Origin of the sequence: Micromonospora sp. CPCC 206171 (genome assembly GCF_036906755.1) — a bacterium.
GTDB classification, from domain to species: domain Bacteria; phylum Actinomycetota; class Actinomycetes; order Mycobacteriales; family Micromonosporaceae; genus Micromonospora; species Micromonospora purpureochromogenes.
Window position 1 is genome coordinate 221,365 of sequence record NZ_JBAKHT010000002.1, and the last position, 19,142, is coordinate 240,506.

17 protein-coding genes are annotated in these 19,142 nt (G+C 72.9%); 7 read left to right on the forward strand and 10 right to left on the reverse strand.

From position 1 onward, the window contains the following. Positions 1 to 2: 2 nt before the first annotated feature. Together dapC and fdxA are read right to left on the reverse strand one after the other, a co-directional pair. Positions 3 to 1,118 (reverse strand): succinyldiaminopimelate transaminase, encoded by a 1,116-nt coding sequence (dapC, locus tag V6U89_RS03745; protein WP_334569418.1) that lies wholly within the window; start codon positions 1,116 to 1,118, stop codon positions 3 to 5. After that, positions 1,115 to 1,441, reverse strand: a complete 327-nt coding sequence (fdxA, locus tag V6U89_RS03750) for a ferredoxin (RefSeq protein WP_007464872.1) — start codon at positions 1,439 to 1,441, stop codon at positions 1,115 to 1,117. Before fdxA ends, dapC begins: the two co-directional genes overlap by 4 nt. Positions 1,442 to 1,520: 79 nt before the next feature. On the opposite strand from fdxA, the gene V6U89_RS03755 reads away from it, so the two are divergent. Together V6U89_RS03755 and V6U89_RS03760 are read left to right on the forward strand one after the other, a co-directional pair. Continuing rightward, positions 1,521 to 2,480, forward strand: coding sequence for a GNAT family N-acetyltransferase (locus V6U89_RS03755; protein WP_334569173.1), 960 nt, complete (start codon positions 1,521 to 1,523; stop codon positions 2,478 to 2,480). 101 nt (positions 2,481 to 2,581) lie between these two features. Beyond that, the gene (locus tag V6U89_RS03760) at positions 2,582 to 3,829 is read left to right on the forward strand and encodes a hypothetical protein (RefSeq protein WP_334569174.1); all 1,248 of its coding nucleotides are present in this window, start codon (positions 2,582 to 2,584) and stop codon (positions 3,827 to 3,829) included. 235 nt (positions 3,830 to 4,064) lie between these two features. Here the strand turns inward: V6U89_RS03760 and V6U89_RS03765 are convergent, their stop codons facing one another. The 3 genes from V6U89_RS03765 to mshB form a co-directional block, all read right to left on the reverse strand. Further along, positions 4,065 to 4,529, reverse strand: a complete 465-nt coding sequence (locus V6U89_RS03765; RefSeq protein WP_334569175.1) for a hypothetical protein — start codon at positions 4,527 to 4,529, stop codon at positions 4,065 to 4,067. A gap of 81 nt (positions 4,530 to 4,610) precedes the next feature. Next, complete coding sequence (locus V6U89_RS03770) at positions 4,611 to 5,048, reverse strand: hypothetical protein (protein WP_334569419.1); 438 nt, start codon at positions 5,046 to 5,048, stop codon at positions 4,611 to 4,613. Positions 5,049 to 5,065: 17 nt separating this feature from the next. Next, a complete protein-coding gene (gene mshB / locus V6U89_RS03775) occupies positions 5,066 to 5,989 on the reverse strand; it encodes an N-acetyl-1-D-myo-inositol-2-amino-2-deoxy-alpha-D-glucopyranoside deacetylase (RefSeq protein ID WP_334569176.1) in 924 nt (307 codons plus the stop codon). Positions 5,990 to 6,076: 87 nt separating this feature from the next. Here mshB and V6U89_RS03780 point away from each other — a divergent pair, with 87 nt between their 5' ends. Next, complete coding sequence (locus V6U89_RS03780) at positions 6,077 to 8,218, forward strand: prolyl oligopeptidase family serine peptidase (protein WP_334569177.1); 2,142 nt, start codon at positions 6,077 to 6,079, stop codon at positions 8,216 to 8,218. A gap of 56 nt (positions 8,219 to 8,274) precedes the next feature. On the opposite strand, the gene V6U89_RS03785 is transcribed toward V6U89_RS03780, so the two are convergent. From V6U89_RS03785 to V6U89_RS03805, 5 genes are all read right to left on the reverse strand, one after another. Next, complete coding sequence (locus V6U89_RS03785) at positions 8,275 to 10,017, reverse strand: ABC transporter substrate-binding protein (RefSeq protein WP_334569178.1); 1,743 nt, start codon at positions 10,015 to 10,017, stop codon at positions 8,275 to 8,277. Between the two features lie 155 nt (positions 10,018 to 10,172). Further along, positions 10,173 to 11,159, reverse strand: coding sequence for an ABC transporter permease (locus tag V6U89_RS03790; protein WP_334569179.1), 987 nt, complete (start codon positions 11,157 to 11,159; stop codon positions 10,173 to 10,175). Between the two features lie 10 nt (positions 11,160 to 11,169). Then, complete coding sequence (locus tag V6U89_RS03795) at positions 11,170 to 12,180, reverse strand: ABC transporter permease (protein WP_334569180.1); 1,011 nt, start codon at positions 12,178 to 12,180, stop codon at positions 11,170 to 11,172. Next, entirely contained in the window at positions 12,177 to 13,304 is a 1,128-nt protein-coding gene (locus tag V6U89_RS03800) for an ABC transporter ATP-binding protein (RefSeq protein ID WP_334569181.1), read from the reverse strand. Before V6U89_RS03800 ends, V6U89_RS03795 begins: the two co-directional genes overlap by 4 nt. Next, positions 13,301 to 14,356 (reverse strand): ABC transporter ATP-binding protein, encoded by a 1,056-nt coding sequence (locus V6U89_RS03805; protein ID WP_334569420.1) that lies wholly within the window; start codon positions 14,354 to 14,356, stop codon positions 13,301 to 13,303. Before V6U89_RS03805 ends, V6U89_RS03800 begins: the two co-directional genes overlap by 4 nt. 286 nt (positions 14,357 to 14,642) lie before the next feature. Here V6U89_RS03805 and V6U89_RS03810 point away from each other — a divergent pair, with 286 nt between their 5' ends. From V6U89_RS03810 to V6U89_RS03825, 4 genes are all read left to right on the forward strand, one after another. Then, positions 14,643 to 15,191, forward strand: coding sequence for a Uma2 family endonuclease (locus tag V6U89_RS03810; protein ID WP_334569182.1), 549 nt, complete (start codon positions 14,643 to 14,645; stop codon positions 15,189 to 15,191). Between the two features lie 33 nt (positions 15,192 to 15,224). Then, the gene (locus tag V6U89_RS03815; protein ID WP_334569183.1) at positions 15,225 to 16,661 is read left to right on the forward strand and encodes a TldD/PmbA family protein; all 1,437 of its coding nucleotides are present in this window, start codon (positions 15,225 to 15,227) and stop codon (positions 16,659 to 16,661) included. Further along, positions 16,658 to 18,064 (forward strand): TldD/PmbA family protein, encoded by a 1,407-nt coding sequence (locus V6U89_RS03820; protein WP_334569185.1) that lies wholly within the window; start codon positions 16,658 to 16,660, stop codon positions 18,062 to 18,064. Before V6U89_RS03815 ends, V6U89_RS03820 begins: the two co-directional genes overlap by 4 nt. Before the next feature lie 268 nt (positions 18,065 to 18,332). Further along, positions 18,333 to 19,136: a hypothetical protein gene (locus tag V6U89_RS03825; protein WP_334569187.1), complete on the forward strand. Its 804-nt coding sequence runs from the start codon at positions 18,333 to 18,335 to the stop codon at positions 19,134 to 19,136. Positions 19,137 to 19,142: the final 6 nt, after the last annotated feature.

Sequence of the window (19,142 nt, forward strand, 5' to 3'; positions counted from 1 at the left end):
CGTCAGGCCTGTGCGAGCCGCGCGGCGACCGCCGCGACGTGCACGTCGGACTCGGTCAGCGCGGCCCGGACGTGCTGCGCCCCGCCGGGGCCGTAGAAGACGCCCGCGGCGACCAGGATGCCGCGGCGGGCCAGCCAGTCCACCGTGGCCCAGCAGTCCTCGCCCCGGGTCATCCACAGGTAGAGCCCGGCCTCGGAGTGCTCCACGGCGAAGCCCGCCCCGGTGAACGCGGCGAGCAGCGTCTCCCGCCGGGCCCGGTAGCGTTCCCGCTGCTCGTCGGCGTGCGCCTGGTCGGCGAGCGCGGCCACCATGGCGGCCTGCACCGGCGCGGGCACGATCATGCCGGCGTGCTTGCGGATCTTGAGCAGCTCGGCCACCAGCGCCGGGTCGCCGGCGACGAAACCGGCCCGGTAGCCGGCCAGGTTGGAGCGCTTGGAGAGCGAGTGCACCGCCAGCACCGACTCGTACGACCCGCCGCAGACCTCGGGCGAGAGCACCGAGACCGGCTCGGCGTCGGCCGTCCAGCCCAGTGGCAGGTAGCACTCGTCGCTGGCCACCACGGCGCCCCGCTCGCGGGCCCAGTCGACCACCTTGCGCAGGTGGGCGGCGGGCAGCACCCGACCGGTCGGGTTGCCGGGCGAGTTGACCCAGACCAGGCGTACCCGGGAGGTCGGGCCGACCGCGGTCAGCGAGTCGGCGCGGACGGTGGTGGCGCCGGCGAGCCGGGCCCCGTCCTCGTACGTCGGGTAGGCGATCGACGGCACCACGACCACGTCACCGGGGCCGATCCCGAGCAGGGTGGGCAGCCAGGCGACCAGTTCCTTGGAGCCGATCGTGGGCAGGACGCCGAGCCCGTCGACCCCGGCCCGGCAGGCCCGGGCCACCCAGCCGGCGATGGCGTCGCGCAGCGCCGGGGTGCCCGCGGTCAGCGGGTACCCCGGGGCGTCGGACGCGTCCGCCAGCGCCTGCCGGATCACCGAGGGAACCGGGTCGACCGGCGTACCCATCGAGAGGTTGATCAGACCGTCCGGGTGCGCCGCGGCCACGGTCGCCGCGGCGTCCAGCGTGTCCCAGGTGAACTCGGGCAGCCGCGACGAGACCGGCGCGGGCCGGTTCAGTGGCCCTCTCCGCGCGGCGGCTGGGCGGCGACGAACGTCGCGTCCTTCTCCACCTTGCCGATCTTCGACGCGCCGCCCGGCGAGCCGAGGTCCTCGAAGAACTCGTAGTTGGCCCCGGTGTAGTCCTTCCACTGCTCCGGGACGTCGTCCTCGTAGAAGATCGCTTCCACCGGGCAGACCGGCTCACAGGCACCACAGTCGACGCACTCGTCGGGGTGGATGTAGAGCATCCGATTGCCCTCGTAAATGCAGTCGACCGGGCACTCCTCGATGCATGCCTTGTCGAGCACATCCACGCACGGCTCGGCGATGATGTAGGTCACCGGTCTTCTCCTCCGCAAGACTCGCCGCGATCACCCGCGACGGTAAGAGCCTAGTATCTCGCCGGGGAGGAGGTCGATCGTGCTCCGACAGCAGGACGTGGGCCACCGGATCGTGGTGCGCCGCATTGTGGGGATTCGTGAGGGCCGCCCCCTCTTCTCGGACGCTCTCGGCGAGCTGGTCGAGCTGACCGAGACCCATCTCACTCTCGCCACCGGGCAGGGCCGGCTGCGGGTGCCGGTGACCGAGGTGCACCGGGCCAAGCGGGTACCGCCGACCCGCCGGCCGACCGCCTCCGCCGTGATCGAGCTGGAGCTGGCCTCCGACGAGGCGTGGCCCGCCGCCGTCCGGGACCGGCTGGGCGACTGGCTGCTGCGCTCCGCCGCCGGCTGGTCCGGCCGGGCCAACTCGGCGCTGCCGGTGGGCGACCCGGACCGGCCGCTGCCGGCCGCGCTGGACGCGGTGGAACGCTGGTACGCCGACCAGGGGCAGCCGGCCATGGTGAACACCCCGCTCCCGCTGGCCGCGCCGGTCGGCGCGGAGCTGGACGCCCGGGGCTGGGGCAGCCGGCCGCCGGTGCTCGTGCAGACCGTCGCCCTCGCCGCGCTGCCGCCGGCCGCGCCGGCCCCGGCCGGCTCGCCGCCGGTCGAGCTGGCCGCCGCGCCGTCGGACGACTGGCTCGCGATCGCCGCCGGCCGCAAGGGCGGCCTCCCGGACGCCGCCCGGCACGTGCTCACCGCCGTGGACCGGGTCCGCTTCGCCCACCTGTACGCCGACGGCACGCTGGTCGCGGTCGGCCGGGGCACCGTCACCGGGCGGGGACGCTGGCTCGGGCTCAGCCTGATCGAGGTGGTGCCCGAGGCCCGGCGGCGCGGGCTGGCCGGCCGGGTGGTCCGGGCCCTGGTCGACTGGGGCGTGGCGGAGGGGGCGACGCACGCCTTCCTCCAGGTGGAGCAGCGCAACTCCGCCGCGGTGACCCTCTACCGGGGACTCGGCTTCACCACCCACCACACCTACCTGACCCGGGTCGCCCCGGGCTGAGCAAGATTCCCGCAGGTCGTTCGGGGTACCGGAGGAACTGGACGCGGCACGACGCACGTCGCGCCGCCTCCTTCGACCCCGGACCAGGAAGGACCTGCTCGATGGCCACGCGCAGCGGATCGGGACGCGCCAGCGCCTCGACGGCGACGAAGAACGTCCCCGGCAACCAGACCCCGAACACCCCCGACGTCAACGAGAGCGAGATCGCCCGCCTCAAGGTCGACCAACTCCGCGACCGACTCCGCCGACGCGGCATCACCGGCACCACCGACATGCGCAAGGAGGAGCTCGTCGACGCCCTGATCAAGGCGCTCCGCGAGGGCCGCACGACCACCGGCTCAGGCACGGGCCGCAGCTCACGGACGAATTCGGGCTCCCGAGGCGGCTCGGGCTCGCGCAACACCTCCGGCTCGGCGTCGGGCCGCAGCTCGGGGTCGGGCGGCAGCTCGGCGTCGGGTGGCAGCTCGGCGTCGGGTGGCGGGTCCGGGTCGCGGGGCGGCGGAACCGGCGAGCAGCCGGGCAACCAGACCCCGAACACCCCCGACGTCAACGAGAGCGAGATCGCCCGCCTCAAGGTCGACCAGCTCCGCGACCGACTCCGCCGACGCGGCGTCACCGGCACCACCGACATGCGCAAGGACGAACTCGTCGACGCACTGATCAAGGCGCTCCGCGAGGGCCGCACGACCACCGGCTCGGGCTCCAAGAGCTCGGGCTCCAAGAGCTCGGCGACCGGCGGCCGGTCGGCCGCCACCGACCGCGCCAACCCGCGTCGCCCTCGTCCCGACTCCCCTGAGGCGGAGTCGCCGGAGGTGGAGCTGGCGGAGGTGGAGCGGCGCGCGGCGGAACTGGCGGACGTCACGCCGCTGGCGGCGGAAGTCGAGGAGGTCGAGCGGCGGGCGGCGGAGCTGGAGGAAGCGGTGGCCGAGTCGACCGCGCCGGTGGCCGCGCCCGCGGACTCGACCGCACCTGACACGGCAGCGGACACGACCGTGCCGCCGTCGGCCGCGCCCCACCGGGAGCTGGGCTCCACCGCGACCCGGCCGGCGCTCCCGGCGTCCCCGTCGGACCAGGGCTCGGGCACCCGGGTTCCCCAACCCCGCTCGGGTGGCGGCGACGCGGGCGGGAACGCCACGGACCGGCAGCCGGTACGGACGCGCGCGGCGGAGGCTGGCTCGGGAACGACCGCCGACCGGGTGCGCACCTCGATGGTGCCGGCCGAGATGGAGCCGGTCGACGAGGTCGTCACCCCGGAGGGCACCGTCCTCACCGCCGAAGACGGGACGGCGGCCACCCCGCCGCTGCCGGGGACGAACGGCAGGGGTACGGCTTCCTCCCCCGCCCGCTAGCCGAGCGGCACCCCCGGGTCGGGCCCGCCATTACCGGCGGCGCCCGGCCCGTGGCCGACCGGAGAACACGACCGAGGGCGACCCCGCCCACCTGACCGACCCCAGCGGCCGAACGCTGGTGATCCACTCCGTATCGCCGAAGTGGCGGTATCGGGGCGGGCGCGATACCGCCGCTCCGCCGACACGGAGTCGATCACGCGTCGGCCGCGGCCAGATCCCGCCCGAGCTGGCTACGTCAGCGGCGGACGACGCGGCGCGGCTTGGCCGACTTGATCTCGGCGTACCGCTTGAGCTGCTGCGAGCGGTGGTCGAGGCCGAGCGCGGTGAGCAGCAGGTAGCCGACCGCCACGCCGGCTCCGGCGGCCAGCAGGTAGAGCCAGATCTGGGCGAAGAACAGCCCGGCGCCCCCGCCGAACGGGTTGTCGCCGACCAGCAGCGGCCCGACCAGCACGGTCAACAGCAGCGCCACCAGCACCGCCGCACCGACGTCGGCGCCCCAGGCGCCCACCGGGCGGGTACGGCCCTGCACGAAGACGACCCCGGCGAGGATCAGCCCGATCACCACGAACATGCCCAGCGATACCCGGTCGGCGGCGGTGTCGTTCCCGTCGAAGCCGAGCTTGATGATCACCCGAGCCGCCACGTTGACCGCGAACAGCGCCCCCGCGAGCACACCGACCGCGCGCCACCGATTCCCCATCGCACGCCTCCCGCCGTACCGCCCGCCCCACCGGCGAGCCTTCTGGCAGGAATGTCTACCACCACAGGCGGTGCGGCGTCATCACCCGTCGTGACGTCGTTGCGGCGGGCCGAGGATCTGCCGGAACGCCATCACCGCGAAGGTCATCGCGCCGGCGGTGATCATGCCCAGGCCGACCCAGTTGTCGCCGGCGACGAGCAGGTCGCCCTCGGTGGTGCGGACCGCCGCCACGGCCATCAGCACGAACCACGGCAACGCCGGCAGCGCCACCGCCCACTTGCGGCCGACCGTGGCGTACGCGAACCAGCTCACCGCGATCGCCGCGCCGATGGTGACCAGCACCGACACCCCGATCAGGTGACCGCCCACCCGGATGGTGGACAGCAGCAGCCCGAGCAGCGCCACCAGCACCCCGCCGACCACCGAGACCAGCCCGCCGGCGATCCGCAGGGCGACGTCGAGCAGCCGCGCGGACCGGCCCGGGGGCGGCGGGGTGACCTGCTCCTCGACCACCGTCATCGGCGCGGCGGGCAGGGTCACCGGAGCCCGGCCACCGCGACCGGGGAGCGATCGGTGTCGTCCGCGGCCAGCCCGGCGAAGAGGTCGTCCTCCCAGCCGTACGGGCCCTTGCCGGGGCCCTTCTCGCCCACCGCGAGGGTGAAGTACTCCACGCCCATGAACTCGGCGCCGAAGTTGCCGGCGATCGAGTACAGCCACGAGCTGGCCGGGATCTGGGTGGCGTGCGCGCGCATCGCCGCCTCCTTGGCGGCATGCTGGTCGGTGGCGTCGATCCGCGCGGCGATCTCCGGATCGGGCGTACCGAAGGGCAGCTCGTCTGCGCTGTCGATGCCGTCGAAGGGGTTGTCGGACGCCTCGGTGAAGGCGGTCAGGCCGGCCTCCAGCACGCTGCGCGGCATGGCCGTCCAGTAGACCTTGGCCGGGGCGAAGCCCTCGGCGGCGGCCAGCTCGTGCGCCCGCATCGCCACCCGGTGGGCCTGAATGTGGTCGGGGTGGCCGTAGAAGCCGTTCGGGTCGTACGTGATCATGACCTGCGGGCGGACCTCGCGCATGATCTCCACCAGGTGCCCGGCGGCCTCGTCGAGGTCGGCCTGCCAGAAGGCCCGGGGGTGCTCGTTGGTGGCGAGCCCCATCATGCCGGAGTCGCGGTAGCGGCCGGCGCCGCCGAGGAAGCGGTGGTCGGTGACGCCGAGCGCGGCACAGGCGGCCGCCAGCTCGCCGATCCGGTAGCCGCCGAGCTGGTCGGCCTCGGCGGCGGCGAGCTGCGCCAGCTCCGGCACGTGGATCTCGCCCTCCTCGCCGAGCGTGCAGGTCACCAGCGTGACGTGGGCGCCGCTGGCGGCGTACCAGGCCATCGTCGAGCCGGTGCCGATGGACTCGTCGTCGGGGTGCGCGTGAACCAGCAGAAGGCGTCGATCGGGCAGCGTCGTCACGTCCGTCACTCTAACCGGCGGTCTCCGTCCGCCGAGCCTGACGCGTCCGCCCAGGTCGGCCACATCACGTCGCGAGCCGCCCTACGATCTGGAGCTGTGGACTTTCCCGAGCTGGCCGCCCGTACCCGTCGGTTCAGCCACGGGGCGCCGCGCGCCGTTTCCGTGGCCGACGACGGTTCCCGGGTGGTCTTCCTCCGCTCGGGCGGTCCCGAGGACCCGGCCGAGCAACTCTGGTCGCTGGAGGTCGCCAGCGGCGAGGAGCGGCTGATCGCCGACCCGGCCGCGCTGCTCGGCGCCGACACCGAACCGGGCGCGCTCGCCCCCGGCGAGCGGGCACTGCGCGAACGGCTGCGGCTCAGCAGCGCCGGCATCGGCTCGTACGCCCTCGACGCCGCCGGCCGGGTGGCGGTCTTCGCGCTGGCCGGCCGGCTGTTCCGGGCCGACCTCGTGCACGGCGACGTGGTCGAGGTGGAGACCGTCGGGCCGGTGATCGACCCGCGGCCGGACCCGACCGGCGAGCGGCTGGCGTACGTCACCGACGCCGCCGAGGGGGTGCGCCGGGGCCAGCTGCGGGTGGTCGAGTCCGACGGCACCGACAGCCTGCTGGCCGGCGAGGACTCCGGCGTGACCTGGGGGCTGGCCGAGCACGTCGCGGCCGAGGAGTTCGACCGGTTCCGCGGCTACTGGTGGGCGCCGGACGGCCGGTCGGTGCTGGCCGCCCGGGTGGACGAGTCCCGGCTGCCGCGCTGGCACCTGCACGACCCGGCCGACCCGACGAGCCCGCCGACCACGGTCGCGTACCCCCGGGCCGGCGGGCCGAACGCCGAGGTCAGCCTGCACCTGCTCGACCTCGACGGCGGCTGGGTCGACGTGCACTGGGACCGGGAGACCTACCCCTACCTGGCCTCGGTGGGCTGGGCCGACGGCGGGCCGCTGATCACGGTGCTGCGCCGCTCGCAGCAGCACGGTCTGGTGCTGGCCGTGGACCCGCGCACCGGGGAGACCCAGGTGCACGCCGAGCTGGCCGACCCGCGCTGGGTGGAGCCGATCCCGGGCACGCCGGCGCACCTGCCGGACGGCCGGGTGCTGGTCGGCGGGGAGCTGGCCCACGACGGGTACGACGCCCGCTGCCTCTTCGCCGACGGCACCCTGCTCACCCCGCCCTCGCTCTACGTACGCCGGGTGGTGGGGCGGCTGCCCACCGGCGGCGGCCCGGCGGACCTGCTGGTCGAGGCGAGCGAGGGCGAGCCGAGCCAGCGCCACCTGTACCGGGTCCGCACGGTGATCGGCGGCGGCGTGGACGCCCGTCGGATGAGCGGCACCCCCGGCTGGCACACCGCCGCGGTCGGCGGGGACGTGCTGGTGGTGGGCACCGCCTCGCTGGACGACGCGGGGACGAGCTGGTCGGTCTGGCGCGGTGACCGGGAGGTGGCCCAGTTGCGCTCGCTGGCCGCCACCCCGCCGTACGCCCCGCGCCCGATGCTGGTCCGGGTGACCGACCGGCGGCTGCCGTCCGGCGTGCTCTACCCGAGCGACCACGTCAAGGGCACCCGGTTGCCGGTGCTGCTGGATGTGTACGGCGGCCCGGGGCACCAGGAGGTGGTGGCCGCCCGGGCGGCCTGGCTGGAACGGCAGTGGTGGGCCGACTCCGGCTTCGCGGTGGTGACCGTCGACAACCGGGGCACCCCGGGGGTGGCGCCCTCGTTCGAGAAGGCGGTACACCGCCGGCTGGCCGACGTGATCCTGGCCGACCAGGTGGACGCGCTGACCGCGCTGGCCGGCAAGCACCCGGACCTGGACCTGGACCGGGTGGCGATCCGGGGCTGGTCGTTCGGCGGCTGGCTGGCCGGGCTGGCCGTGCTGCGGCACCCGGAGCTGTTCCGCTGCGGCATCGCCGGCGCGCCGGTCACCGACTGGCACCTGTACGACACCGCCTACACCGAGCGCTACCTGGGCCTGCCGGACGACGGGATCGACGTGTACGGCCACCACTCGCTGGTGGAGCTGGCCGCCGAGCCGCTGCTCGAGTCGGAGCAGGCCCGGCCGCTGCTGCTGGTGCACGGCCTGGCCGACGACAACGTGGTGGCCGCGCACACGCTGCGGCTGTCGGCGGCGCTGCTGGCCACCGGGCGCCCGCACGCGGTGCTGCCGCTGACCGGGGCCAGCCATATGGCCGCCGACGGGCTGTCCGAGCGGCTGCTCCGGCTGGAGCTGGACTTCCTGCGTACGCACCTCTGACTCGCGGAAGGCCCCGGCCGACACCGTTGTCGACCGGGGCCCGTCCCTACCGCGAGTTACTGCTTGACGTACGCGTTCACGAAGGCCGGGTAGCCGAAGACGCTGGAGATGAAAACCCCGCCCGCCTTGGAGCCGTGCACGACGTAGGCCACGTCGACGTAGAGCGGCACCACCGGCGCGTGCTCCTTCATGATCCGCTCATCGAGCTTGCCCCACTCCGGGCCCTGGTCGGCCGGGGACATGGCCAGGATCCGGTCGAACTCGGCGTTGATGGCCGGGTCGTTGAAGTAGGACTGGTTGCTGTTGCCCTCGGCCTTGATCGACCGGCCGTCGTAGAGCACCGGCAGGATGGACGCGCCGCTCGGCCAGTCCGCCGCCCAGTTGCCGATGTACAGGTCCCAGGGGTTGTTCTTCTTCTTGATCTCGTCGAGCTTGGCGTCGTCCGGGATGTTCCGGATCGTGATCTTGAAGCCGGCCTTCTCCAGGTTGCTCTTGATCTGGGTGGCCATCTCCTGCTCCTCCGAGTCGTCGGAGGCGCCGAGGACGAGCTGCGGCGTCTGGCCGCCGAGCAGTTCCTTGGCCTTGTCGATGTCGCCGCTGGCGCCTGCCGGGTAGGCGTCGTACGCCTTGTAGCCGATCGTCGCCGGCGGCATCAGCGTGGTCAGCGGGGCCGCCACGGTGGAGCCACCGATGGTCTTGATCAGGCCGTCGCGGTCGATGGCGTAGTTGAGCGCCTGCCGGACCTTGAGGTCGGTGACCCGCTGGGTGTTGATGACCAGCTGGTTGGCGCTCGGCGTCGGGGAGAGGATGGTCCGCGACTTCAGGTTGGCGTCACCGGCGACCTTGGCCACCAGCGAGGCGGGCACGAAGTTCCACGCGACCGCGCTCTGGTCCGCGCCGTTGTCGGCGATCACCCGGTTGTTCGCGGCGTCGGCGGTCGGGCCGAACGTCCAGACGAACTGGTCCGGGTACTGGTGCCGCACCGGGTCGGTCTTCGGGTCCCAGTTCGGGTTGCGGTCCAGGGTCAGCTGCACGCCGACCTGGTGCTTGGCGACCTTGTACGGCCCCGACGAGAACGGCTTCTGGTCGAGGTTGACGCCGGTGTCCATCTCGGGCTTGAGCGGCGCGGTGGTCGGCAGCGAGACGGCGAACGGCAGGTCGCAGCGGGGCTTGGCGAACTCGAAGCGCAGGGTCTTCGGGTCCGGTGTGGTCAGGCCCGGGGGCAGCCCGGTCTTGTTCTTCTTGAAGTCCCACTTGGTGTCGAACTGCGGGCTGTCGACCAGCCACTCCTGAATGTAGGTCGGGCCGCCGGGCAGGTCCGGGTCGAAGGAGCGGGCGATGCCGTACGCGATCTCCTTGGCGGTGATCGCGCTGCCGTCCTCGAACTTCACCCCGTCCTTGATCTTGAATTCCCAGACCTTGCAGTCGTTGTTGACGTTGGTGCCGGGCGTCTCGGCCAGGTCACCGACGAGCACCAGGCCGCCCTTGCCGTCGTCCTTCCAGGTGGTCAGGTAGCGGGCGAAGAGCGGGTTGGCCATCAGGCCGGCGAACGAGTACGTCCGCTGCGGGTCCAGGTGGGAGATGGGGGTCTCCCGGATGATGCTGAAGGTGCCGCCCTTCTGGGCCCCCTCGACCTCGGCCGCCGGCCCCTGGGAGTCCTTCGGGTCGGTCGCGATCACCCCGGTCTGCTTCCGGTTGTTGTCCACCGACGGACCGTCGTCGGTGTTCTTCGTGCACGCGCCCAACGCCACAACCAGTGCGATGGCGCCGGATGCGGCTGCCGCCACCCGTGGTCGCATGTCGTACCTCCTCCACCGTGTGCTCTGCGGGCGCCGGGCGGGGAACCGCCGACGTCCCGAGGATCGTAAAGAAGAAAACCTTCGAGTTGTGTAACAGTTGTCGATAAATTTCAACGACTCGTACCTCGGGTGTCCGCTCCCGACCCGCGACGGCCTCAGCCCAGCCGGACCCGCGGGTCGATCGCGGCGTAGAGCAGGTCCACCACCAGGTTGGCGACCACCACGAAGAAGGCCGAGATCAGCACGGTGGCCATGATGGTGGGCAGGTCACCGCCCTTGACCGCGTCCACGGCGGTACGCCCCAGCCCGGTCAGGCCGAAGGTCAGCTCGGTGATCACCGTGCCGCCCAGCGCCCCGCCGACGTCCAACCCGGCGATGGTGACCACCGGGGTGATCGCCGCGCGCAGCGCGTGCCGCCCGTACACCTGGGGTTTGGCCAGGCCCTTGGCCCGCGCGGTCCGGACGAAGTCCTCCGAGAGCGTCTCCAGCATCTGCGCCCGGGACAGCCGGGCGTAGATGGCGGAGAAGAGGAAGGCCAGCGCGACCCAGGCGAGCACCAGCCCGCTCGCCCACCTGAGCGGGTTGTCGAGGATCGACGTGTAGCCGGGCACCGGCAGCAGCCGCGTGGTGTAGACGAAGACCAGCAGCAGCATCGCGCCGACGAAGTAGAGCTGCAACGAGGCGCCGGTCAGCGAGAAGCCGATCGCGGCCCGGTCCACCCAGGTGCCCCGGCGCAGCGCGGAGATCATGCCGAGGCCCACCCCGAGCAGCAACCAGAGGATCGCCGCCGGGATCACGATGCTCAGCGTCACCGGCAGCACCCGGGCGATGGTGTCGGAAACCGCCTCGTTGGCCACGTACGACCAGCCCAGGCAGGGGGCGTCACACCGCCCGCCCTGGGCGCTGCCCAGGTCCCGGCCGGTGAAGATGCCCTTCATGTAGCCGGCGTACTGGGTGACGAGCGGGTCGCGCAGCCCCAACTCCTGGCGTACCCGCTCCAGCCGCTCCGGGTTGCAGTTCTTCGGGCACATGCCGTTGACCGGGTCGCGGGGCAGCGCGAAGAACATCAGGAAGGTCAGCACGCTCACCACGAAGAGGGTGAGGGCGGCGGAGAAGATCCGCGTGATCAGGAAACGGGCCATGTCGGCACCCCTACCGCGACGACTTCGGGTCGAGCGCGTCGCGCAGCGCGTCCCCGAAGAGGTTGAAGGCCAGCACCAGCGCGAAGATGGTGACGCCGGGGAAGAAGACGTACGCCGGGTCGGTCTGGAGGTAGTCCAGGCTCCGGTAGATCATCCGGCCGAAGCTCGGCGTCTCGTCGGTCAGGCCGACCCCGATGAAGGCCAGCGCCGCCTCGCTGGTGATGAACTGCGGCACCGCCAGCGAGAAGGCCACCAGGATCGGCGCCCAGATGTTCGGCAGCAGTTGCCGGAAGAGCATGTGCCCCAGGCCGGCGCCGCTGGCCCGGGCCGCCTCGACGAACTCCCGCTCGCGCAGGGCGATCACCTGCCCGCGGACCAGCCGGGCGGTGCTGGTCCAGCCGAAGACCGCGAAGATCGCGATCAGCATCGCCACGCCGAACGCCTCGGGCACCGCGTCGCGCTCGCCGTAGAAGCGCAGCACCAGCGTCGGCATCAGGGCCAGCGCGATGATCAGGAACGGCATGGCCAGCACCAGGTCGGTGATCCAGGTGATCACCGCGTCGACCCAGCCGCCCAGGTAGCCGGCGACGACACCGAGCGTCACGCCGAGCGCGGTGCTGAGCACCGCCGCCGAGAAGGCGATCAGCAGGGAGGTCCGCAGCCCGTACACCATCCGGATGAAGATGTCCCGGCCGGTGCCGGGCTCCAGCCCGAACCAGTGCTCGCCGGAGATGCCGCCCAGGTAGCCCAGCGGCATGCCGCAGCACCGGTCCAGCTTGTCCTTGAAGTCCTCGCCGGGGCCGACGCCGTACACCATGGACAGCAGCGGGGCGATCAGCGCGACCACCACGAAGAAGACCAGCAGGGCGGCACTGACCCGGGCGGTCCGGTCCCGGCGCAGCCGGGCCAGGGCGAGCTGCCCGGGCGACCGGCCGACGACGCCTCTGCTCCGCGGCGCGTCGCCCTCGCCGCCGGACTCGATCTCGGCCAGCGCCACGCCCTCGACCGGGGACAGGCTCACTTCGCCACCTCCTCGCCGCTCGCGCCCACCGAACCGGCAGGGGGCGTTGACCTGGCCGGAGCCGCCGACTCCACCGACTCCGCTCGCCGCGCCGGGACGACCGGGCCGGCGGCGGCCACCGGGCCGACCTCCGGGCTCGTGCCGGCCGGCTCCCCTTCCGGGAAGTGGCAGGCGGTGGCCTGCCGGCCCCGGTCCCGGGGCGCCAGGGCCGGTTCCTCGGTGGCGCAGACGTCCTGCGCCTTCCAGCAGCGGGTCCGGAACCGGCAGCCCGAGGGCGGGTCCAGCGGTGTCGGGACGTCGCCGGCCAGCCGGATCCGCCCGGCCGGGCCGAGCGCCGTCACGTCCGGGATCGCCGACAGCAGGGCCCGGGTGTACGGATGCTGCGGCCGTTCGTAGATGTCGGTCCGGTCGCCGATCTCGACGATCCGGCCGAGGTACATGACGGCGACCCGCTGGCAGAAGTGCCGCACCACGGCCAGGTCGTGGGCGATGAACACGAACGCCAGGTCGAGGTCGCGTTGCAGGTCCCGGAGCAGGTTGATCACCTGCGCCTGGATCGAGACGTCCAGCGCGGAGACCGGCTCGTCGGCGACGATCAGCTTGGGCCGCAGCGCCAGCGCCCGGGCGATGCCGATGCGCTGCCGCTGCCCGCCGGAGAACTCGTGCGGGTAGCGGTTGTAGTGCTCCGGGTTCAGCCCGACCAGCTCCAGCAGTTCCTGCACCCGCTTGCGCACCCCGCCGGGCGGCTCGATGCCGTTGACCTGCAGCGGCATCGCCACGATCCGGCCCACGGTGTGCCGGGGGTTCAGCGAGGCGTACGGGTCCTGGAAGATGATCTGGAGGTCCTGCCGCAGCGGCCGCAGCTCCCGCCGCCGGGCGTGGGTGATGTCCCGGCCGGCGAACTCGATGGTCCCGGCGCTGGGCTCCAGCAGCCGCACCAGCATCCGGCCGGTGGTGGTCTTGCCGCAGCCGGACTCCCCGACCAGGCCCAGGGTCTCCCCCGGCCGCACGTCGAAGTCCAACCCGTCGACCGCCCGCACCAGCCCCCGGCTGCGCAGTCCGGTGCGCACCGGGAAGTGCTTGGTCAGCCCGCGCACCCGCAGCAGCGGTTCGGTCTCACTCATCGGGCCACCCCCACCTGTGCCACGTCCTCCTGGTAGAGCCGGGTGCGCTCCTGCGCCGACAGGTGACAGGCGACCAGGTGGCCGGCCTCGCCCGCCGGCCCCAGCTCGGGCACCTCGGTGCGCGAGCGGTCACCGTTGCGGCCGGCGTACCGGCAGCGCGGGTGGAACGCGCAGCCCGACGGCAGGTTGATCAGCGAGGGCGGCGTGCCGGGGATCGGCAGCAGGTCCGCGTCCGCGTCGCCGTGCAGCGAGGGCACGCTCGACAGCAACCCCCAGGTGTACGGGTGCTGCGGGCGCCGCAGCACCTGCTCGACCGTGCCCCGCTCGACCGCCCGGCCCCCGTACATGACCAGCACGTCGTCGGCGACCTGGGAGACCACGCCCAGGTCGTGGGTGATCAGGATGATCGCCGAGTGGAACTCGGCCTGCAGGTCGGTGAGCAGGTCCAGGATCTGCGCCTGCACGGTCACGTCGAGGGCGGTGGTCGGCTCGTCGGCGATCAGCAGGTCCGGGTCGTTGACCAGCGCCATCGCGATCATCGCCCGCTGCCGCATGCCGCCGGAGAACTCGTGCGGGTACTGGTCGAAGCGGCGCGCCGGCTGCGGGATGCCGACCCGGCCGAGCATGTCGACCGCCCGGGTACGCGCCTCCCGCCGGCCCGCCCCCGGGTGGTGCACCCGGTACGCCTCGGCGATCTGCCGGCCCACGGTGTAGTAGGGGTGCAGCGCCGACAGCGGGTCCTGGAAGATCATCGCCAGGTCGCGGCCGCGCAGCCGGCGCACCTCCTCGTCCCCGAGGCCGACCAGTTGCCGACCGCCGAGGGTGATCTCCCCGGTGATGGTGGTCCGCTTCGGGTCGTGCAGGCCCAGGATGGCCAGCGAGGTGACGCTCTTGCCCGAGCCGGACTCGCCGACGATGCCGAGGGTGCGCCCGCGCGCCACGTCGAAGGAGATCCCGTCCACGGCCCGGACCACGCCGTCGGTGGTGGCGAAACTGACCCGCAGGTCGTCGACGCGCAGGTGGGGCGCCTCGGCGGCGCGCTGCTCCGGCACGCCGGGGCGGTCGTCCGACTGCCCGGACGGCACGGATTCCGGACTGTCCACGACCGCCTCCCTCAGGTTGTAGAGAACCTACAACAAAGCTCCGAGGGTGAAAATAAGCTACAGCGGCGGAGCTGTCAGCGGGCCACAGCGTAACGAGTCGACAACGGGCGTGAACAGCCCTCACCAGGACATCCACCGCGGCAACTCGATGTCGTCGGCCCACGCTCGCACGTCAGGTGCGACGATGGTCGCGGCGGGCACGGAAGGATTCGACGCCAGAGAGGTGGAGGTGACGATGACCGCGGCGGTGTTCGACCACGACGGCCCGTGGACCGAAGAGGAGTACCTCGCCCTCGGCGAGACGCAGCAACGCGTCGAACTCTTCGACGGGAGCCTCCACGTGACCCCAGCCCCCACTCCACGCCACCAGCGCATCTCGCGCAAACTGGGCAACATCCTCGAAGCTGCGGCCGAGACCGCCGGGCTAGAACTCCTGGAGGCGGTGAACGTCCGGCTCCGACCGGGCCGGATCCCCATTCCCGATCTCGTCATCACCGGGCCGGTCGACCTGGACGAACTCATCATCGACGCGGTCGACGTCCGGCTCATCTGCGAGATCATCTCGCCGAGCAACGCGGCCACCGACAAGGTGCTCAAGATGCACTACTACGCCGCCGCCGGCATCGAGTGGTACCTCCTCATCGAGCAGGAGACCGGCACGTTGCACCTCTACCGGCGGCAGGGCAGCCACTACGTGGAGCAGTCGGTGACCAAGCCAGGTGACACGTTGGAGCTGAGCGAGCCGGTGAAGGCCACCATCCGGCCGGAGGAGCTCGTCCCCTGACGAAGGTCGGTCGGCTCGCCTAGGGTCGGGCGCATGACCGAGTTCGACGCGGCCTCCGCCGCCGTCCAGGCCGCCCTCGACGCGGGCGCCCGGTACGTGGACGCCCGGGTGATGCACCGCCGCTACGAGTCGATGTCGGCCCGCAACGGCGCCATCGAAGAGCTGACCCAGGACGAGAGCATCGGCCTGGGGGTGCGGGCGCTGGTCGGGTCGAGCTGGGGCTTCCACGCCGTACCCGAGCTGTCCGACGCCGCGGCCCGCGATGCCGGCCGGCGCGCCGCGGCGGTCGCCGCCGCGAGCGCGCGGGTGCCCGGCCCGCCGATCGACCTGGTGCCGACCGAGGCGGCCGTGGCGAGCTGGGCCTCCGAATGCCGGGTCGACCCGCTCGGGGTCGCCCTCTCCGCCAAGGGCGACCTGCTGGTCGGGGCCACCGCGACGATGCGGGAGCACGGCGCCGACCTGGCCGAGGGGCTCTACCAGGTCTGGGACACCGCCAAGTGGTTCGTCTCCAGCGAGGGGCACCGGATCGATCAGCGCATCCGCGAGTGCGGCGGCGGCATCTCGGCCACCTCGATCGGTGACGGGGAGACCCAGCGCCGCTCCTACCCCAGTTACCGCGGCCAGTACGGCACCACCGGCTGGGAGTTGGTCGAGTCGCTGGACCTCGCGGCGCACGCCGCCCGCATCGCCGAGGAGTCCCGGGCCCTGCTCACCGCGCCCGAGTGCCCGGCCGGCGAGACCGACCTCATCCTCGGCGGCGAACAGCTCGCCCTGCAGATCCACGAGTCGGTCGGCCACGCCATCGAGCTGGACCGCATCCTCGGCTGGGAGGCCGCCTTCGCCGGCACGTCCTGGTTGGACCTCGCCCAGCTCGGCACGCTGCGCTACGGCTCCGAGCTGATGAACGTCACCATCGACCCGACCATCCCCGGCGCGCTGGGCAGCTTCGGCTTCGACGACGAGGGCTCCCCGGCGGTCAAGCGGGACGCGGTCCGCGAGGGGCGCTGGGTGGGGGTGCTCGCCGGCCGGGACTCGGCCGCGGTCGCCGGTCTCGACTACGGCGGCAGCGTACGGGCCGACGGCTGGGCCCGGCTGCCGATGGTGCGGATGACCAACGTCGGCCTGGAGCCCGGCCCGCACACCCTCGACGAGATCATCGCCGCCACCGACGACGGCGTGCTGATGGACGTCAACCGCTCCTGGTCGATCGACGACAAGCGGCTCAACTTCCAGTTCGGCTGCGAGATCGGCTGGGAGGTGAAGAAGGGCCGGCGCGGGCGGATGCTGCGCAACCCCACCTACACCGGCATCGGCCCGCTCTTCTGGCGCTCGATGGACATGCTCTCCGCCGAGACCGTCTCCTGGGGCACGCCCAACTGCGGGAAGGGCCAGCCCGGCCAGGTCGGCCACACCGGCCACCCGGCCGCCCCGGCCCGCTTCCGTTCCGTCCGAGTGGGGGTGCACGCATGACCGAGCTGGACGTCGCCGGTCAGGTGGTGGAGCTGGTCCACCGGCTGGCCGGCTTTGACGCGCAGGCCGAGGTGGCGGTGACCCGGCACGACCTGGCGCTGACCCGGTTCGCCAACTCCTTCATCCACCAGAACGTGGCCGAGTCCGGTGTCGCGGTGCGGCTGCGCCTGCACGTCGACGGCCGGACCGCCGCCGGCGGTGGCAGCCTGGTCGACGCCGACGGCCTGCACGCGCTGGTCGAACGGACGGTGGCGGCGGCGCGGCTCTGCCCGCCGGACCCGGCCTGGCCGGGGTTGACCCCGCCCACGGCGGTGCGCTCCAGCGGCCTGCTCGACGAGGACACCGCCTACGCCGAGCCGGACGCGCGGGCCAACCGGGTCCGCGCCTTCGTCGACGCGGTGGGCGGCCTCGAGGCGGCCGGCTACTGCCGGACGTCGTACCGGTCCGGGGCGTTCGCCAACACCGCCGGCCACACCGCGCAGGGCCGCACCACCGAGGCGGCGATGGACGGCATCGCCCGCGCCGGCGGCGCGGACGGGGTGGCCCGGCTCTGCACCGACCGCCTGGCCGACCTCGACGGGGCGGCGCTGGGCGCCCGGGCCGCCGGCAAGGCGCGCGCCGCCGCCGACCCGGTGGAGCTGCCCCCGGGCCGGTACGAGGTGGTGCTGGAGCCAGCGGCCGTGGGTGACCTGCTGCAGAACTTCGCCTGGTACGGCTTCAACGGCAAGCGGTACGCCGAGCGGCAGTCCTTCGCCGAGCCGGGCACCGCCCAGTTCGACCCGTCGGTGACCCTGGTCGACGACCCGCTGCACGCCTCCGCCCTCCCGTACGACCTGGAGGGCACCGCCCGGCGGGCGCTGTCGCTGGTCGAGGGCGGGGTGACCCGCGCGGTGGCACACGACCGGCGCAGCGGCGCCGAGGTGGGCACCGGGTCCACCGGCCACGGCATGGTCGGCGCGTCCACCTTCGGCCCGATCCCGCGCAACCTCCGCCTGCTCGCCGCGGCCGGCCCGGCCGGGCGGCCCGACGGCGGCGCCGAGGTCACGCCCGGGGCGGGGGCGGACGGGGCGGTGGCGGACGCGGACACTGCCGCGCTGGTCGCCGGGATGGAGCGCGGGCTGCTGGTCAGCGACTTCTGGTACACCCGGGTGCTCGATCCGAAGAGTCTGGTGATCACGGGGCTGACCCGCAACGGGGTGTGGCTGGTCGAGGACGGCGTACCGACCCGGGCGGTCCGCGACTTCCGGTTCACCGAGTCGTACCCGCGGGCGCTGGCGCCGGGCGCGTTGCTCGGCCTCGGGCGACGGCCGGTCCGCCAGCCGGACCGGCTGGACGGGGTCTGGTGGGAGGCGCCGGCGCTGCGCCTGGCGGCGTGGAACTTCACCGGCGGCGCCTCCGGCTGACCGTCCGGCGTCGACCGGAGACGATCTTTTCCAGCCGACGAACATTGATCATGCTCCGGGTCTTTCCAACGTGCGGGACACACGGGACACTGCGTTGCGCGGCCGGGCCGTGGAGATCGGCGTAACGTGTGTCACTTAGCTGCGCCGTCATGCCGGTGCGGTCGTTGGTGTGCGCAAAGACGTGGCAGTGGACCCAGTCCCACCGGTCCGCTGACCGAACGGAACGTGATCCGCCGCCCGCGAGGGCCCCGTCAGGGAGACGACTCGAATGACATCAACGGCAACGAGGCCGCTGGCGCGGGCGCGCGCCGCCATCGCGGCGAAGACGTTGCGGACCGACCGGTGGTGGCTCGCCCCACTGCTCACCTTCCTCGGGCTCAGCGCCTGGGTCGCGTACGCGACGGTCCGGGTCTTCATGCACAAGTGGTACTGGGTCGACGCGTACCACTACCTGACCCCGTTCTACTCTCCCTGCGTCACCGAGCGGTGCACCGAGGGCTCCTCGCACTTCGGCAGCTTCCTGCCCGGCTGGTGGATCATCCCGGACGCCGCGCTGACCCTGCCGTTCCTGCTGTTGTTCCGGTTGACCTGCTACTACTACCGCAAGGCGTACTACCGCTCGTTCTGGCTGTCGCCGCCGGCGTGCGCGGTGCCGGACGGGCACAAGGCGTACAGCGGCGAGACCCGGTTCCCGCTGCTCGGGCAGAACCTGCACCGCTACTTCTTCTACGCCGCCGCGATCATCTCGCTGATCAACACCTGGGACGCGATCCTGGCCTTCCACTCGCCGAAGGGCTTCGGCTTCGGGCTGGGCAACCTCATCCTGCTCGGCAACGTGGTGATGCTGTGGGCGTACACCATCTCCTGCCACTCCTGCCGGCACATCATCGGCGGGCGGCTCAAGCACTTCTCGAAGGCTCCGATGCGGTACAAGGCCTGGACCTTCGTCTCCGCCCTGAACGTCCGGCACATGCAGCTCGCCTGGATCACCCTCGGCACCCTCGCCCTGACGGACTTCTACGTCATGGCGGTCGCGGCCGGCTGGTTCAACGACCTGCGGTTCATCAACTAGAGGGCG

Excerpts from the sequence above, each read along its gene's own strand:
- V6U89_RS03760 (WP_334569174.1), top strand. The coding sequence starts at position 2,582 with ATGGCCACGCGCAGCGGATCGGGACGCGCCAGCGCCTCGACGGCGACG.
- V6U89_RS03765 (WP_334569175.1), bottom strand. The coding sequence starts at position 4,529 with ATGGGGAATCGGTGGCGCGCGGTCGGTGTGCTCGCGGGGGCGCTGTTC.
- V6U89_RS03770 (WP_334569419.1), bottom strand. The coding sequence starts at position 5,048 with ATGACGGTGGTCGAGGAGCAGGTCACCCCGCCGCCCCCGGGCCGGTCC.
- V6U89_RS03785 (WP_334569178.1), bottom strand. The coding sequence starts at position 10,017 with ATGCGACCACGGGTGGCGGCAGCCGCATCCGGCGCCATCGCACTGGTT.
- V6U89_RS03790 (WP_334569179.1), bottom strand. The coding sequence starts at position 11,159 with ATGGCCCGTTTCCTGATCACGCGGATCTTCTCCGCCGCCCTCACCCTC.
- V6U89_RS03800 (WP_334569181.1), bottom strand. The coding sequence starts at position 13,304 with ATGAGTGAGACCGAACCGCTGCTGCGGGTGCGCGGGCTGACCAAGCAC.
- V6U89_RS03810 (WP_334569182.1), top strand. The coding sequence starts at position 14,643 with ATGACCGCGGCGGTGTTCGACCACGACGGCCCGTGGACCGAAGAGGAG.
- V6U89_RS03815 (WP_334569183.1), top strand. The coding sequence starts at position 15,225 with ATGACCGAGTTCGACGCGGCCTCCGCCGCCGTCCAGGCCGCCCTCGAC.
- V6U89_RS03820 (WP_334569185.1), top strand. The coding sequence starts at position 16,658 with ATGACCGAGCTGGACGTCGCCGGTCAGGTGGTGGAGCTGGTCCACCGG.
- V6U89_RS03825 (WP_334569187.1), top strand. The coding sequence starts at position 18,333 with ATGACATCAACGGCAACGAGGCCGCTGGCGCGGGCGCGCGCCGCCATC.